Source organism: Candidatus Synechococcus calcipolaris G9 (assembly GCF_029582805.1).
GTDB classification, from domain to species: domain Bacteria; phylum Cyanobacteriota; class Cyanobacteriia; order Thermosynechococcales; family Thermosynechococcaceae; genus Synechococcus_F; species Synechococcus_F calcipolaris.
The window spans coordinates 187,622-203,422 of sequence record NZ_JAKKUT010000002.1 but is presented as its reverse complement, the minus strand read 5'-3'; the positions used below and the strand labels follow the sequence as shown (position 1 = coordinate 203,422).

At 50.4% G+C, this 15,801-nt stretch carries 15 protein-coding genes; 5 read left to right on the top strand and 10 right to left on the bottom strand.

From position 1 onward, the window contains the following. Positions 1 to 3 precede the first annotated feature (3 nt). Both L3556_RS03675 and L3556_RS03670 read right to left on the bottom strand, forming a co-directional pair. Positions 4 to 1,752, bottom strand: a complete 1,749-nt coding sequence (locus L3556_RS03675) for a DUF3370 domain-containing protein (RefSeq protein ID WP_277865956.1) — start codon at positions 1,750 to 1,752, stop codon at positions 4 to 6. Between the two features lie 226 nt (positions 1,753 to 1,978). After that, on the bottom strand, positions 1,979 to 2,680 hold the full coding sequence (locus tag L3556_RS03670) for a phosphorylase family protein (protein ID WP_277865955.1): 702 nt from the start codon (positions 2,678 to 2,680) through the stop codon (positions 1,979 to 1,981). 286 nt (positions 2,681 to 2,966) lie between these two features. Here L3556_RS03670 and L3556_RS03665 point away from each other — a divergent pair, with 286 nt between their 5' ends. Then, positions 2,967 to 4,037 (top strand): phytoene/squalene synthase family protein, encoded by a 1,071-nt coding sequence (locus L3556_RS03665; RefSeq protein WP_277865954.1) that lies wholly within the window; start codon positions 2,967 to 2,969, stop codon positions 4,035 to 4,037. A 14-nt stretch (positions 4,038 to 4,051) separates the two neighbouring features. Here the strand turns inward: L3556_RS03665 and L3556_RS03660 are convergent, their stop codons facing one another. The 3 genes from L3556_RS03660 to lysS are packed head-to-tail and all read right to left on the bottom strand — an operon-like array spanning position 4,052 to position 6,930. After that, positions 4,052 to 4,903, bottom strand: a complete 852-nt coding sequence (locus L3556_RS03660; protein ID WP_277865953.1) for a sulfurtransferase — start codon at positions 4,901 to 4,903, stop codon at positions 4,052 to 4,054. Between the two features lie 16 nt (positions 4,904 to 4,919). After that, positions 4,920 to 5,399, bottom strand: a complete 480-nt coding sequence (locus L3556_RS03655) for a DUF29 domain-containing protein (RefSeq protein WP_277865952.1) — start codon at positions 5,397 to 5,399, stop codon at positions 4,920 to 4,922. A 13-nt stretch (positions 5,400 to 5,412) separates the two neighbouring features. After that, entirely contained in the window at positions 5,413 to 6,930 is a 1,518-nt protein-coding gene (gene lysS / locus L3556_RS03650) for a lysine--tRNA ligase (RefSeq protein ID WP_277865951.1), read from the bottom strand. Between the two features lie 141 nt (positions 6,931 to 7,071). On the opposite strand from lysS, the gene ppk1 reads away from it, so the two are divergent. Continuing rightward, a complete protein-coding gene (ppk1, locus tag L3556_RS03645) occupies positions 7,072 to 9,261 on the top strand; it encodes a polyphosphate kinase 1 (protein ID WP_277867593.1) in 2,190 nt (729 codons plus the stop codon). Between the two features lie 7 nt (positions 9,262 to 9,268). Here ppk1 and L3556_RS03640 read toward each other — a convergent pair whose 3' ends face one another. Together L3556_RS03640 and glnA are read right to left on the bottom strand one after the other, a co-directional pair. Beyond that, the gene (locus L3556_RS03640) at positions 9,269 to 9,733 is read right to left on the bottom strand and encodes a DUF2127 domain-containing protein (RefSeq protein ID WP_277865950.1); all 465 of its coding nucleotides are present in this window, start codon (positions 9,731 to 9,733) and stop codon (positions 9,269 to 9,271) included. Positions 9,734 to 9,902: 169 nt separating this feature from the next. Continuing rightward, on the bottom strand, positions 9,903 to 11,318 hold the full coding sequence (gene glnA / locus L3556_RS03635) for a type I glutamate--ammonia ligase (protein ID WP_277865949.1): 1,416 nt from the start codon (positions 11,316 to 11,318) through the stop codon (positions 9,903 to 9,905). Positions 11,319 to 11,676: 358 nt separating this feature from the next. On the opposite strand from glnA, the gene apcB reads away from it, so the two are divergent. Both apcB and L3556_RS03625 read left to right on the top strand, forming a co-directional pair. Further along, entirely contained in the window at positions 11,677 to 12,186 is a 510-nt protein-coding gene (apcB, locus tag L3556_RS03630; protein WP_277865948.1) for an allophycocyanin subunit beta, read from the top strand. 225 nt (positions 12,187 to 12,411) lie between these two features. Beyond that, positions 12,412 to 12,672: a DUF2442 domain-containing protein gene (locus tag L3556_RS03625; protein ID WP_338405726.1), complete on the top strand. Its 261-nt coding sequence runs from the start codon at positions 12,412 to 12,414 to the stop codon at positions 12,670 to 12,672. Positions 12,673 to 12,817: 145 nt separating this feature from the next. On the opposite strand, the gene psaX is transcribed toward L3556_RS03625, so the two are convergent. From psaX to L3556_RS03610, 3 genes are read right to left on the bottom strand one after another with little or no spacing between them, the layout of a single operon-like run. Further along, on the bottom strand, positions 12,818 to 12,928 hold the full coding sequence (gene psaX / locus L3556_RS03620; protein ID WP_277865947.1) for a photosystem I protein PsaX: 111 nt from the start codon (positions 12,926 to 12,928) through the stop codon (positions 12,818 to 12,820). A gap of 42 nt (positions 12,929 to 12,970) precedes the next feature. Beyond that, on the bottom strand, positions 12,971 to 14,518 hold the full coding sequence (locus tag L3556_RS03615) for a peptide ligase PGM1-related protein (protein ID WP_277865946.1): 1,548 nt from the start codon (positions 14,516 to 14,518) through the stop codon (positions 12,971 to 12,973). Positions 14,519 to 14,572: 54 nt separating this feature from the next. Next, the gene (locus L3556_RS03610) at positions 14,573 to 14,920 is read right to left on the bottom strand and encodes a hypothetical protein (protein WP_277865945.1); all 348 of its coding nucleotides are present in this window, start codon (positions 14,918 to 14,920) and stop codon (positions 14,573 to 14,575) included. Positions 14,921 to 15,095: 175 nt separating this feature from the next. Here L3556_RS03610 and L3556_RS03605 point away from each other — a divergent pair, with 175 nt between their 5' ends. Further along, a complete protein-coding gene (locus tag L3556_RS03605) occupies positions 15,096 to 15,785 on the top strand; it encodes an FxLYD domain-containing protein (RefSeq protein ID WP_277865944.1) in 690 nt (229 codons plus the stop codon). The last annotated feature ends 16 nt before the right edge of the window (positions 15,786 to 15,801 follow it).

The following is a 15,801-nucleotide window of genomic DNA, read 5'->3' as shown; positions in this document are numbered from 1 at the left end:
GGGTTACTGGGTAGGATTGGATGGCGTTAAAGATAGGGCATCAGAACCGGAGGGAGAAGGGGAAGGGGTGGGAGGAATACGGGTCGTACCACCGTAGCTAGGGTTGGGCAACGTGGCCACTGTTAGCACTTGGGGTGGGGTTGCATCGGGCGGATAGAGGAAGTCCACCTGAACAGGGCGTTGTTCTCCGGGCCGCAAGTTTAAGGTCACTAAGGGTTCTCCCCGCTGTCCCCGCCGTTGCACCAAATGGACATAGCGTTGTTGAGGCATCCCCAAATCATCGGCATAACTCACCCGCACGGTTCCTCGGAAAAAGACCTGGGGAGCCGGTGGATCTAAAAATTGCAAACTAGTGGGGCTATGGTCTTGCTTGAGGGGGGTTTGTACCGTCAAGGCAACGGACTGCAAAGAGCGACTATCGTTAACCAGGGGCAGAGTTAAGCTGTAATGAACCCCATAATTGCCATGGGCAAAGTAGGCCGTATCTGGATAACGGGCCAGCATGGGCGCGCTTTGAACCTGACCTGTTCCCAATGTTCCCCGGTGCAAGGTACTTAAACCATAGGATACGGCCCGACCTGTACTGGGAATGGTGAGGCGATCGCTGCTGCCATCATCGGTAATATTGGCTCGCCACTGGGAACCCCGACTAACCCCCGCCACCCGACCATAGAAAAAGCGGGCCGGATTACTATCTGGGGAACTGGGGGGAATATCCCGGGGTGTAACCAGTTGACCTCGGTTGAGCATGGCAATCCAATCCTCCAGACCGGGGGCGTATTCTGTGCCATCGGGATTCACCCGAGCATAGGCGGACATCTTGGCCAAATAGACCGGGCCATTGCTCTCTAGGTGCATCAAGGTGGAGCGGCCATTGGAGGAAGACACCTCGCCAAAGGGGTGGGGATCAGCAATCACGGGTAAATGGGGAAGAACCTCACCGTTTTCACTGATGGCGAATTCAGCCCGGGCCCGATTTGTGACGGCATTGGGGAAGCGGGTGGGTAGGGGCAGGGGTAGATTGCTCAACATCCGACTTTCGCCAGCGGGAATCACAATTTGGGAGGGAAAGAAGGTTTGCCGCACGCCCCGCAACACCTGATTGGTCACCCGACTGCCGGGGCCGGAAAAAACATAACCAATGGGATTGTCCATGACGGCAGGCAAACTACGGAAGGGGGCATCCGGTGTACTGAGAAAACTAGCCGCCTGGTAAAAATTAATCGTTACCGCCCGATTGCTGGGATTATGGGCCAATAGTCCTAAATATAGGGTGGGGGTACTCACGGCCCGGTTGGATTGGGTAATGTGGTGGGAAAACACATCAAAGCGACCCTGGAGCGGATAGTTCAGATGAGCCGCCGGCTGCCATTTGCCCTGGGGAGGAAAGGTCGAGAGTAGAATTCCCTCAGTGCGAACCATTTCCGGGCTATTGCTATTGAACACCGGAATGTCATCCAGGCTGCCGGGCAAGGAACGAATTTCCTGGGGTAAATAAGCCATTTGGCCAGGGTTGGGATTGGCGATCGCCGCCGTTGGTGGTGGAGCCGGGGCCGCTACGGGTGGGGCTGGCTGGGCTGGAGCGATCCTGGGGGAAGGTGTCCGTGGTGCCTGAACCGGATTAAAAGTATTAGCAGACGGAGCTGTCGGAGCCGATAGACGCGGAGCAGGATGTTGTTGTCGCTCAAGACCCGGTAATTGCTGGGGTGGTAAGTGGGGGGCCGCTTGGGCCAAGATCATCGGAGCAAGCATAGCCAATCCAAACACATTACAACAAAGACGTGAAGCCGCAAACGCTAGAATATTAGGACATGACTTATATGTCCCCTAGGATTTGCATTTACAAAGTATAGCCCACCTGCTCGGAAAATAGGCAAATGTGGTTGCATAAGTTATTGAAATACCTCGTAGCCCTAGGGGCATAAGGCCTGGCATAGTCCAGTTCTCCCTAGATTTAGTAGGCTACCCTTCGTTAAAGCTATTTGCCATCAAAAAGTTGAGTCACTGTTTTCTCAAGGATGCCTAGGGCTGTGAGGGAGCCTTGAATCAAATGCCAGGCCGGTAGGGGTTGACTTAAAAATGCTTGCAATAGGGGCAGAGGCCGCAACGAGCCATCCGGGGCGATCGCTGGTGTTAAATCGGGAATGGGGCGATCGCTGGCATCACTGACCACGCGCACAATTGTAATGGGTAGCCCCTGACGGCTAAAGGCATCCACCAAAGGAAAACCTTCCATATCCACCACCTCGGCTCCGGTTTTTGTCCCCCAAGTCGCCTTTTCAGCAACCGTACACAGGGGGCGATCGCTAGTGAGGGCCGTCACTGTCGGCCAGGATGTAGGGGCTAGGGCTGATGTTTCATGGTCTATCCCCTTGAACACGGTGGTAATTGGGTCACAGATTTGCCATTCCCCTTGGCCATTCCCGCACTTGCCATAGACAACAACTTGCCCCACTCCGTAGCAGGGAACCAGTGCACCACACACCCCTAGCACCAGAATTGACGTTGGTGGGGACGGAAGTGGCGAAAATTTTCCTAACCAAGACTGTACCGCCGCCATGCCCATGGGTAAGGCCCTAAGTTCCACCTCTTCCCCCTTGGGTTGCCTAGCTTTGCCCAGTCCCCGCTGTACCGCTTGAAATTCTGCCCCCTGGGGCACTAAGACTAGTTGCCGATTCATAAACTGACCGATCTAAGTAGTGTCACAGTCAAACCTTAAGTAGAGTGGTGTAAGGCCATCGCTGCCCAACAAGTCCCCCTACCTCCCTTGTGTATGGTATCGTTCTTGCAAATAGCAGGTATATGGGCATAAATCATCCTTGTTGAGTAGAACAGTGCTTGAAACTGTCACATTAGGCCTAGATTGCCGGGGGTAATTATGATACCAATGAGTCTGACTCAATTCCGACTCAATGTGGTAAGCCTAGGCTGCATTACGATCAGCGCGTGTAGGAGTGAACATTAGTATGGTACAGATGGTGCTGGAGACTCCAGTTTCTGTAAAAACCGCAGAAAAATTCTGCCAGGAAATTTTGCCAGAGGTGTCACGCACCTTTGCCATTAGTATTCGTTTTTTGCCAGGTACCCTAGGTCGGGCCGTTCTGGTGGCCTATCTCATTTGCCGCATTGCCGACACCATTGAAGATGATCCCCTTGCCAGCATCACGGCTAAGACAGCCCTTTTAGATCATTTACTAGAATGTTTTGACAGCCCTTCCCTAGCCAATCACTATGGCCATACGGCCCGGGGAGTCCAAGGGGAGGCAGCCCACGTTCGCTTAGTCGAAAACACCAACCTTGTCTTTGCCATGTATCGGAATTTGCCCATAGCATCCCAGCAGCATGTGCGGCGATGGGTGAGTGAAATGGTTCACGGCATGAAAAAATTTGTGACGGTTCATCCCCAGGGGATTCGGATTCAAACCCTAGCAGAATACAAGGAATATTGCTACTACGTTGCTGGAACCGTAGGCTATTTACTTACTGACCTATGGCAAGAGCATTCCCTCAGTATTGGTGCCAACGAATATCAAGTCCTATTGAAGCGTTGTGGCGAATTTGGGGAGGCCCTGCAAACCGTCAATATTCTTAAGGACATTGCCTGGGATGCAGAGCATGAAAACTCAATTTATGTGCCCCAGGATGCACTGATTGCCCAAGGGAGTAGTCACCAACTGCTCCTAAGTCCTGATCACCTAGCACAAAACCATGCAGCCATTAAGGAACTCATTGCCCTAGCATGGCATGACCTCGATCAAGCCCAGGAATATTTACTCTCAGTGCCCAAGGCAGCGGTTCCGATTCGCTTATTTTGTGTGTTGCCTCTCTTGTTTGCCTATGCCACCCTGCGGGATTTGACCCAATCTACGGCCATGCTACAGCCGGGAGGGTCGGTGAAAATTAGCCGGGCCGAAGTTAAGTCCTTGATGTTGATGGGGCCCATTTCGATTTTGAGTAACCACACCCTGCGTTGGTTGATTGCCCAGGTACGGCAAAAACCCTTTATTCTGCCTACTCAGGTCAATTCTGCATCTTAGAATGGGCTTGATCCCTAGGTTGAGTAGGAACACCAATCGCTCCAGCTACCGGCATAAAGTTGTCCGTGGTCAAGGCCAACTTGGGCAAGTCCTAGCAGATCCACGCAGGCAGTGACTCCAGAGCCGCAATAGACAATTACCTGCTCATAGTTTTGGATGTCTTGCCAATGTTGGGTTAGTATTTCCTGGGATTCCAGGAAGCCTTGGTCATTGGTAATGGCCTTCCAAGGATAGTTGAGGGCCCCTGGAATGTGACCGGCAATGGGATCAATGGGTTCGACTTCGCCACGATAGCGTTGAGGTTCCCGTGCATCTAGAATCACTGTCTTTGGGTTTTTCTGGGCAGCCTCTACCCCGGAGCGAGCGACCACCCAATCCTGGCGAACCTGGGGAATAAAGGGCAAAGCGTTCGGTGCTTTTAGTTCTGGAATCTGTGAACAGGTAGGATACCCGGCAGCTTTATAGGCACCGTAGCCCCCATCTAGGATGGCCACGGCATCATGACCTAGCCAGCGCAGTAACCACCAAAGCCGAGCGGCAAAGGCAAAACGGGAATTATCGTAGGCAATAACCTGGCTAGTAGGCGTTACCCCCCGCTGATTGAGGGTCTCAGCCAAGGTTTGGGGGTTGGGTAGGGGGTGTCGTCCACCATGTTGCCCCAGCGGCCCCGATAAGTCCCGATTCAGATGGAGGTAATGGGCACCGGGGATGTGTTCCTGGCGGTAGGCTTGTTCACCGCGATCGCCATCCATCAGATCAAAGCGACAGTCAAAAATAACGAGATCCGGATCCTCCAAGTGGTTATGGAGCCATTGGGCACTAATGATATGGGTATGGGTTGCCAATTCTAGCAATTTCGTCTCCATTAATTAGATCCATTAATCAGGCGGTTTTACCGTTCTCTCCATGGGATTCCAGCCAAACGTCATTATTCAGCATTGGTTCGATTGAGCGATCGCTCATCCACTCTTGAGGAAAAATAACGTTAGGGTATTCCTTAGAGACGTTCTTTAAGGCAATTTTCCAAGCCTTGTTAAAACTAGTTTCCCATCGACTACTCAGGCTGGGCGCAGCGTCCAACAAAATTTCTAGCTCACCTCGTTGAGTCCGAATCGTTCGTTCCCAACCATTGTATTCATTGGGTAAGTTCACGTATAACCGTTTCAATAAATGTTCCAATAAAACAATGAGACGACTAATCAACTCCTTCTTTTGGGAAATTCCCAATCCCTCTACCTCTTCGATCAAATGCTCAATATCTAGATGATCAAAGTCCCGCGCCTTCAGCTTGTTAACTGTATCTTCAGACCACAACAAAATATCTTGCTCATAGAGGGAGATTAGGTTCTGAGTATGGGACACGATGGGAATCTCTTTAATGAGTATCGGGTCGGAGCAAGGGAAAGGCAATTACATCTCGAATACTGGCGGCATTGGTCAATAACATGACTAGGCGATCGATGCCAATCCCTAATCCGCCGGTGGGGGGCATTCCCTGCTCTAGGGCCATCAGGAAATCTTCATCAACGTTGTGGGCCTCTAAATCTCCAGCGGCTTTGCGGGCGGCTTGGGCCTCTAGGCGATCGCGCTGATCCAGGGGATCCGTTAACTCAGAAAAACTATTGGCGTGCTCCCGGCCCACAATAAAGAGTTCAAATCGTTCCACTAAGCCGGAGCGATCGCGGTGGGGCTTAGCGAGGGGCGAAATTTCCACGGGATAATCCAGGACAAATGTGGGCTGAATAAGAGTGGCTTCAACTTTTTCTTCAAAAACCTCATTGAGAATCCGGCCCATCGTACTTCCCTTGGAGGTGGTTTTGACACCGATGGCCGCCGCTGCTTCTTGGGCTTCCCCAAGACTGGAAAATCCTTGAAAATCGAAGCCCGTGACATCTTTGACCAAATCATGCATGGTCACTCGTCGCCAAGGAGGGGTTAAGTCAATGTCCTGGCCTTGGTAGTGAATATTGAGGGTTCCTAAAACCGTTTTTGCTGCCTCACAGACGATCGCCTCCGTCAGGGTCATCATATCGGTGTAGTCGGCATAGGCCTGGTAGAGTTCAATGGACGTAAATTCAGGGTTGTGACGGGTGGAAATACCTTCATTGCGAAAAATCCGGCCCATCTCAAAAACCTTTTCAAAGCCCCCCACGATCAACCGCTTCAGGTGTAACTCCGTGGCAATCCGCAGATAGAGCGGCATCTCTAGGGTGTTGTGATAGGTGGTAAAGGGCCGGGCCTCCGCACCCCCAGCTTCGGACTGCAAGACCGGGGTTTCAATTTCAATAAAACCCTGATCCTCTAAATAACGGCGAATTGCCGCTGTGATGAGGGCCCGCTTGCGAAAGGTATCCCGCACCTCTGGATTCACAATCAGATCCACGTAGCGTTGGCGATACCGTTTTTCCACATCCGTCAGGCCATGCCACTTATCAGGTAGGGGTAACAGGGACTTGGTTAGGATGGTGTACTCCTGGACATACACCGAAAGCTCTCCCTTTTCCGTGCGCTTGATGGTGCCGATCGCCCCGATGAAATCCCCCACATCCGTTAAATGCTTCAAATCATTAAAGGCCTGGGCCTGGCGATCGCCCATGTGGGCCTGGATTTCTTTTTTATCTAGGTAAAGTTGAATCGAACCACTTTCATCCTGAATCGTGAAAAACGCCAACTTGCCAAAGACCCGCCGGGCCATGATCCGGCCCGCCACCTGAACCTGGACATCAACGGTTTCACCGGGGGGGAGTTCTCCATAGGTCTCTTGAAGCGTCAAGGCAGAATGACTGCGCTGCCATTGATAGGCATAGGGATTTAAGCCCAATTGGCGGATTGTTGCCACCTTTTCAACTCGAGTCGCCCGAATCTCATCACGGGTAGAGCCAGAATCACTCATTGCACCAGCACATTAAATGGATTAGCAAACCTTAACCTTCTAATTGTACGCTCTTCAATCAAGGTCAACTCCCCGGCCGAAACTGATTTGCTGCCCTGAGGATCGATTAAAGTGGATGAAAATGTGACGGAAACGCCAACCATGCCTGCGCGTAAGACGATTGATCTCAAAAACCGCCAATACTATTTCAACCGTTCCCTAAGCTGGCTTGAGTTTAATAAGCGGGTACTCCATGAAGCCTTTGATCCGCGGACACCGTTGCTGGAACGGCTCAAGTTTATGGCTATTTTCAGTGCCAATCTGGACGAATTTTTCATGGTGCGGGTGGCCGGTCTCAAACAACAGGTGGAAAGCAATATTCTCCAAGGGGGTGCGGATGGAATGCTCCCCCAAGAGCAACTAGAGGCCGTGCGGGACTATCTGCTGCCCGTGGTCAAGGAACAGCACCGCTTTTTTGATCAAGACCTGCGATCGAAGTTGGCCCAAGCAGGAATTTTTCTGGTACGCTTCCCAGAATTAAAACCCGAACAGCAGGCCTACCTGACTAACTACTTTGAAACCCAAATTTTTCCGGTTTTAACCCCCCTAGCGGTGGATCCAGCCCATCCCTTTCCCTATATTTCCAGTCTTAGTCTGAATTTAGCTGTCCTCGTGCGGGATCAAACCACCGGGGAAGAACGGTTAGCGCGGGTGAAGGTTCCCAATGGCTTTCCCCGCTTTATTGATCTACCGACCGATCTGGGCAAAAAAGATAAAAAAGATGAGTATGCTGGGGCCCATTGGCTAGGGGTTCCCCTAGAGGAGGTGATTGCCCACAATTTAGTATCTCTCTTTCCGGGAATGGAAGTCCTAGCCTACTACCCCTTTCGGATTACCCGTAGTGCGGATCTGGAGTTAGAAACAGATAAGGCCGACGATCTCCTGATTGCGATCGAGCAAGAAATCCGTAAACGCCGCTTTGGTTCGGTGGTGCGCCTAGAGGTGCAAAACGGCATTCCCCCCCTGCTGAAACAAACCCTCATGGAGGAAATGGACTTACAGGAGATGGATGTCTATGAGCTAGAGGGACTGCTCTGTCTAAATGGTCTGTTTTCCTTTTTAGGACTGCCCCTGCCGGAGCATAAAGACCCCGATTGGCATCCCCTCGTTCCCAGTAGTTTTCATCGAGTGGAGGAACGGGAATCTTTCTTTGCCTCTGACAATGAAGTGAAGACCCTGGGCACGGATTATTGGGAATCAACGGCAGCAGAACTATTTAGCCTGATCCGGGAAGGGGATATTTTAGTCCATCATCCCTACCATTCCTTTGCGGCTACGGTGCAGCGATTTATTACCTTGGCTGCCCATGATCCCCAGGTACTAGCCATTAAAATGACCCTGTATCGCACCTCTGGGGATTCCCCCATTGTCAGTGCCTTAATTAAAGCGGCGGAGAATGGCAAGCAGGTGGCAGTGTTAGTAGAACTCAAGGCTCGTTTTGATGAAGAAAATAATATTCTCTGGGCCCGGAAGCTAGAAAAAGTGGGGGTTCATGTGGTCTATGGCGTGCCGGGCTTAAAAACCCATACCAAAACAGTTTTGGTGGTGCGCCAGGAGCCGGGGGGGATTCGCCGCTATGTACATATTGGTACGGGTAATTACAATCCCAAGACGGCGGGGCTTTATGAGGATCTGGGGTTATTTTCCTGCCAGGATGCCCTAGGGGCAGATTTAAGTGAACTGTTTAATGTTTTAACGGGCTATTCTCGCCAACGCAGCTATCGCAAACTTTTGGTGGCTCCAGTGACAATGCGCGATCGCATGATGGAATTGATTCAGCGAGAAATAGCCCATGCCCAAGCTGGTGGCCAAGGGCGAATTATTGCCAAAATGAACGCGATTACCGACACCCAATTGATCCAGGCTCTCTACCAAGCCTCCCAAGCGGGAGTGAGCATTGATCTGATTATTCGCGGGATGTGTTGCCTGCGGCCGGGGGTGAAGGGGGTGAGTGAAAACATTCGCGTGATCAGTGTCATTGGTCGCTTTTTAGAGCATTCCCGCATCTTCTACTTTGAAAACAATGGCTCACCGGAATATTTTATTGGCAGTGCCGACTGGCGATCGCGGAATTTAGACCGACGGGTGGAAGCCATTGTCCCCATTGAAGACCCGGCGATCGGTGGCCAACTCAAGGAACTTTTGGATTTAATCCTGGCGGATCATCGTCAGGCCTGGGAACTACAGCTAGATGGCAGCTACCGCCAACGCCAACCCGCTGAGGGTACCCCCGGTCAAGGAACCCACCAGATGTTGATGGATAGGGCCCTCAAGGAACAGGCATTGCATTAACTATTGTTCAATGTGAAATATGGTTCGACGTGCGACTGATTTCCCAGGTTTCATAGCCAAAGTAGAGAAAAATTGCCAGATTAATGATCACAAGGAGACTGGTTTCCCAGGTTAAGTCCTGCCATAGCTCGCGGAATTCTAGGGGCAACAAAGATGCCACCAAAAGGGTCAATAGGATGTACGCCCAAAGCCGACCATACCAGACCCCCGCCGCAGCCACTAAAACCAAGGCACCATAGAGGCCAGCAACGCGGGCAACAAGCTTTAATTCAGGTAATGACGCTTGCTCGATAAGGGTTAATCCCCAGCGGACAAGGGAGAATTCTGCAGTTAAAACATGTTCGCTTGCCCAAAGCGTTACCGTATCGTAATTTCGCCAGCTAAAGGCCGATACCCCAGACAGGGCCAATAACCCCAGGGCAAAAAGGATCTTCTTGGCGATCGCCAACTTCAAAACCCAAGAGTGCTTCATCAAACCAATCGTGACCGCCTCAAATAACTTAGGATAAAAACAAAAAGGAGGATAAAAATAAAAAAGGCAGCTACCTAACCAGATAGCCACCCTCATTAGAACACCATTTCTAACAAATCATCACCCAAGTCTTATCAAGAACCGGGGATCAAAGGAAACAAGCATTACCCTAAGCATCAAAGTACAAAGAGAACTCGTAGGGATGGGGCCGCAGAGATAGGGGGATTACCTCCGTATCTAGCTTGTACTGAATCCAATTGAGGATAAAGTCTTCACTAAATACACCGCCAGTGGTTAGGAAGTCATGATCGGTTTGCAGGTTTTGTAGGGCTGCCATCAAGGAACCCGGTGTGGATGGAATTTTAGCCAGTTCATCAGGGCTGAGATCATAAATATCTACATCCAAGGGGCTACCGGGATCAATTTGATTTTTGATCCCATCAATCCCGGCACAGAGCATAGCTGCAAAGGCCATATAGGGGTTACTCATGGCATCAGGACAACGGAACTCCAAACGCTTTGCCTTGGGATTGGTACCCGTCAGGGGAATCCGCACCGAAGCCGAGCGATTTCCTTGGGAATAGGCCAGGTTCACCGGAGCTTCAAAACCAGGAACCAGTCGCTTGTAGGAGTTAGTCGTTGGGTTAGTGAAAGCCAGTAGGGCCGGCGCATGCTTCAAAATCCCGCCAATGTACCAAAGAGCCTCCTGACTCAAATTGGCATAGCCATCCCCCCAAAACATCGGATTTCCATCCTTCCAAATGGATTGGTGGGTGTGCATCCCCGAACCATTGTCGTTAAACACTGGCTTGGGCATGAAGGTGGCAACTTTGCCGTACTTGCGGGCAACATTTTTCACCGCGTACTTGTAGATCATCAACCAGTCCGCTGCTTCAATCAGGGTACTGAACTTGATCCCTAACTCACATTGACCACCCGTTGCCACTTCATGGTGATGCTTTTCAATTGCCACACCGCATTGGGCCATGGTTAGCAGCATCTCTGTCCGCATATCCTGGAGGGTATCGGTGGGGGCAACGGGGAAGTAACCTTCCTTGCCACGGATTTTATATCCTAGGTTTCCACCGGCTTCTTCCCGTCCCGTGTTCCAAACCCCTTCACTACTATCCACAAAGTAGTAGCCAGATTTTTGGTTTTGGTCATAGCGCACATCATCAAAGATGAAAAATTCCGCTTCTGGGCCAAAAAATGCCGTGTCACCAATGCCGCTGGTTTTGAGGTACTCGATCGCCCGGGTAGCAATGGCCCGAGGACAGCGATCGTAGAGTATCCCAGTGCGGGGATCAACAATCGTGCAGATCATACTCAGGGTCGGCTCTTTCATGAACGGATCCTGCCAAGCGGTATTTGGATCCGGAATCATCGCCATGTCAGATTCATTAATTGCCTTCCATCCGCGAATACTGGAGCCATCAAATGCGACCCCCTCGGTGAAAGAACTCTCGTCAATCTGACTTTTGTGAAGCGTTAGGTGCTGCCAGGTTCCCGGCATATCAATAAACTTCAAGTCGATTAATTCATACTTTTCGTTGATCAAACTAAGTATTTCTTGGGGCGTTGCCATGTAGGGTTACTCCTTGAATATTTCGGCGCACCGCAGCGAGAATCTATGTTAGGAATTTGCCCAGGTATTTTTTTGTATCATGGACTACCAAACGCCCCATGCCAGCAGTTCTTGAGCTTTTCTTAGGATTTTATAAGGGCTGACCCAGAAGACCATTGAAGAACATTCTGAGAAAAATATTAAGTTTTGTAGCAGAGATCAAGTTCCCAGGGAATTGAATCGCCTTTGAGCAATCGCAGCATGGTAAGCTAGGTACGATTTTAGATGCATTCAGTTTCGCTCTCTTCATCATGGCCCCTGCCCAAATGTTGAGGCAAATGCTGGCTATTCATTACGATTTTTAGGAGTCATTGGGACTATGCGTGATGCCGTCACCACTCTAATTAAAAACTACGATTCCACGGGACGCTATCTAGATCGGGATGCAGTGGATAGCTTGCGCTCGTACTTTACGACTGGAACGGTTCGGGTGAAAGCTGCGGCACTAATTAACGCTGATGCTGCGGCTATTGTCAAAGAAGCCGGTTCAGCCCTCTTTGCCGAGCAACCGGAATTAATTCAACCGGGCGGTAATGCCTATACCACCCGTCGCTACGCCACCTGTCTACGGGATATGGATTACTACCTGCGCTATGCCACCTATGCCTTGGTTGCGGGTGATGTAGATGTGCTGAATGAGCGAGTCCTAGAGGGGCTACGGGAAACCTATAATTCCTTAGGGGTACCCATTGGGCCAACGGTGCGGGGTATTCAGATCATGAAAGACCTGATCAAAGAACGTTTAGGAAATGCTGGAGTGGAAGACACGAGTGTCATCGATCAGCCCTTTGATCACATCAGCCGTCAGTTGAGTGAAATTAATATCTAAAATCTGAACCCTATCCCTCTTTTGTTATATCGGGGATTTTGAGCGTACTCGCATCAATTTTAAAAAAGCACTATTCCATCAGGGGCTGGAAACTTGGAGTCGTCACTCAATTATGTTTGCCAGCGGACTCTACTGCCCCTGCCCCAATGGAAAAGAGTGGTTCGGCTATAGTAGAACCCATAATTGGCGATGCAGACTTGATGATTGCTCGTTGAATGGTAAGGAATAACCATCACAGATGATACTTTATCTGCTGATCTACCCGATGGACGTACTATACCTGTTCCGTTGGCTTGGTCCCCGCCTGATGAATGCGCTTCAGTGGAAGAACGTAACAATTGGCGTTTCATCGCTAGGGGCGAGGGCATCCATTGGAATCGACTTGACGAGGACATTAGTATCAAGAATCTGATTATTGGGCAACCATCCGGAGAAAGTCAAAAATCACTTCAGGGATGGCTAAATGCAAAATCAGCAAAGGTCTAACCAAGCCGAGAATTAGCCCATTGTCAGTCGATAAGTGTTAATTCCCCATCGACTGACGCTCATTTTTCCTAACACTCAACCCAATGGATTGAGTACCGGGTTAGTCCTGCAAAGGCACAGAAATATTAAAAAGTATCGATGAAAATTATTTCAAGATACCAAAGTAGTAGGCTGCTACCAAAAAGTTAACACCTAGGAGTAGGACGGCCCAGAAAGTGCGGAATGTGTACGTGGGTTTAGCGGATTTTGTTGCCATGGGAAATAACCTGATAGGAGTTCAAGAGTTAACAGGATTATATCAATAGACTGCCGCATCCAAAACAGCGATCGCCTGTTCATAAATCAGTTCGGCCTCAGGAAGGGAGTTCCCCACACTGACTAACCCCAGTTTGCCAAATTCCGAAAGGGCCCCCATCAAGTGGAAGACGGTGCCGGTTTCGGTGCTGGAGTCAAAGTGTAAATGATAGCGGGCAATCATATCCAGAAGATCATTGGGCAGCAGGCCCCGGTAATGGGCCTGACACAAGTTATCCGAGGCAATATAAAATTTTGGTCGCCCATGTTTGCTTAAAAATAAGCCAGAATCCGGCTGATAGGCCCCATCCGTCAGGAATTTTAGGGTCATAAAAGGATGGGTGGTGCCACCTTTGCGCAAATTAATTTCAATGGCCTGGACATCCCAACCAAAGGGGGATCCGGCATCAGTCTGGGCAATAAAATCCACACCGTAGTAGCCAATGACCCCTTGCTCGGCTAAGTATTGGCCCACCCTACGCCCAAGGGTCTGCAAGGTCAGTCGATAGCCTTCCTCCGCTGGAAACCGACAGCCAATAAAAATCTGCCCCTCTGGACTGTTCAATATCTGATCATGGGTGGAAATAATATCTACGTCGCCATTGGGGGTAATGCAGCCCTGCACACTGGGCGATCGCTTGTCTTTGCCTTCAATAAAAGACTCAACGATGGCCCCAATCACTTCTAAACGTTGACGATAGGAGTCCCAGGTTTGGTTGGGAGCTTGAAAATCTAAGGCCTCTAGGGCCGTTGTAATGGCCTGGGCTTGATCTGCCTGAGACCGAGTACCAGGGGCAAAATCCCGTAAGGGACGCAAATCTAGGAGGGCATTCCCTTCCCCAGAAAAGGCTTCATTCAGTTTGACCACCATACGCTCTAGGTGAGGATGGCGGCTCCAAAGCTGGGCGATCGCCGTCACTAGGTTCTCGACGGTGTAAACCAAGCCACTGCCATCGGGATGGGGAATATGGGCAGCGGCAAAGAGTTCACGACTACCGGCCTTGGTTCCCCAGTGTAATAAATCGGGATCCGTAGAATAGAGGGGAATGCCCAACGCCATGGCCAGATCTCGCTCTAGGGGCGTGGAATTAAAGCAAACCATATAGGCTTTGCCTGGTCGCAGGGATTGGCGAATCCGTTCAATGAGGCGGGGCCGTTCCAGTATTTTCGCTGTCAGCGGCTTTTCGGAGCGATCGTAGGTGGCTAACAATAACAGGCGATCGCGGGCATGGGACGTGGGAACCCCTGGCAACAGATCTAGGTAATAGTCCACAATACTCGGATGTAATGGCTGGGAGGTGACATAGACCATGCGGGTACGGGGATTACGCAGTTGAATCAGGGTGTAGAGTTGCCGTTCCTCGTAGTGGGTATAGCCGGGAATTTTTGCCAGTTCCGGTTGGGCAAAGCTGAGGGAGGGAATGACGACAATGTCTCGCTCCAGACCACCGGGCCCCGTTGGCAATTCGGGGATAAAGGTTTCCGTTCCCTGCCAGCATTCATATAATCGGGTTTGGAGTTGCCGAAAGGTTTGCTCCATTGGCTCAGTCATAGCATATGGTCTCCAATAATCCCCCAAAAACTATGCCACGGCGAAGGCTTCTTGTTATCCTCCCATTTGGCGAACAATACAGACATTAACACTTTCATCAATGATTTTTTGGGTTTGTTGTTGGCGCGGTGTCAGGGGACGATTTGCGGCGGGATCCATCTCCTGAAAGTCACTCAAGCTGACACGCTCTTGGATATAATTAATTGAGCAGCGACAAATATTCGTCATGATCGGCGCAGGGACGAGGGGGGCAGAGCGTTTCCCATTGGTGAGGCAGATGCCTATAAAATTCTCAATGGCGATCGCCGGGTAAGGGGTGCCTTGGCTAGTTCCTGGGAGAATCATGCCCAGGGTAATAGATGCCCCTAGGAGCGACCCTAGACTTAGAGCAACGGTTTTCATTTATGTTTATCAGTAATAAATACAAAAATAAGCCTTCATTACTTTACTGTATGATTTTGTTCTCTGTGGTTGTCCGGTCAAGATGGTTAAGAAACTTTTACAACTTTCGTCTCAGTCTGCCTGAAAACTAGGTAAATACGATAAACTGTCCTATATAATTCTGGGCTGGTCAACGATGAGCATCCTGCAAGTCGAACAAATTCGTCAAACCCTCCAGGATGCCCTGGCCGATCATGCTGTGGTTGTGCAGGTGAATCAATTTCGCAATCAGCTTAATGTCATTATCAATAAGCCACCGGGAACGGTTGCCCAGTATTCGGCCCTGCTAGAGGTGATGAGATCGCGGCTGACCCAAGTAGAACTTCAGGGGATTGCCCGCATTAAGGTGATTGGCCGGATTCAATCGAGTCCTAAGCCAGATTGGGAAGAAGTGATTGATCTATGTCGGGAGCCAGTTCCTACAGAAGTCGCTCCTACCCCTCGATGGCCCTGGGCGATCGCCGCCGCCCTTTGCAGCTTTTTAGTCGTGTTCAGCTACCACATGGGTCAATGGAGTCATCGCCAGGCTAATGTTGAACGGGCCATGCAAATGCCACCCCAGGATACGATTAGCCTGATTGATTATCAATGGCAATTAGAATCTGGAGTTCCCTACCTGATTGGTGTGGTCAAAAATCACAGTCCCAACCTTTATAAACTAGTGCAGGTTGATTTTGAACTCTATGATGATGAAGGGCAGCGGATTGGCCAGATTGCTGTTCAGGTTTATCAAATGCAGCCCCAAGAGACGTGGCAGTTTCGGGAAGCCATTTCCAACCCCCTAGCCAGTCGGGTACGCTTACTGAAAATCCAAGCTCTCCATTAAAATCCCAATGGTCACC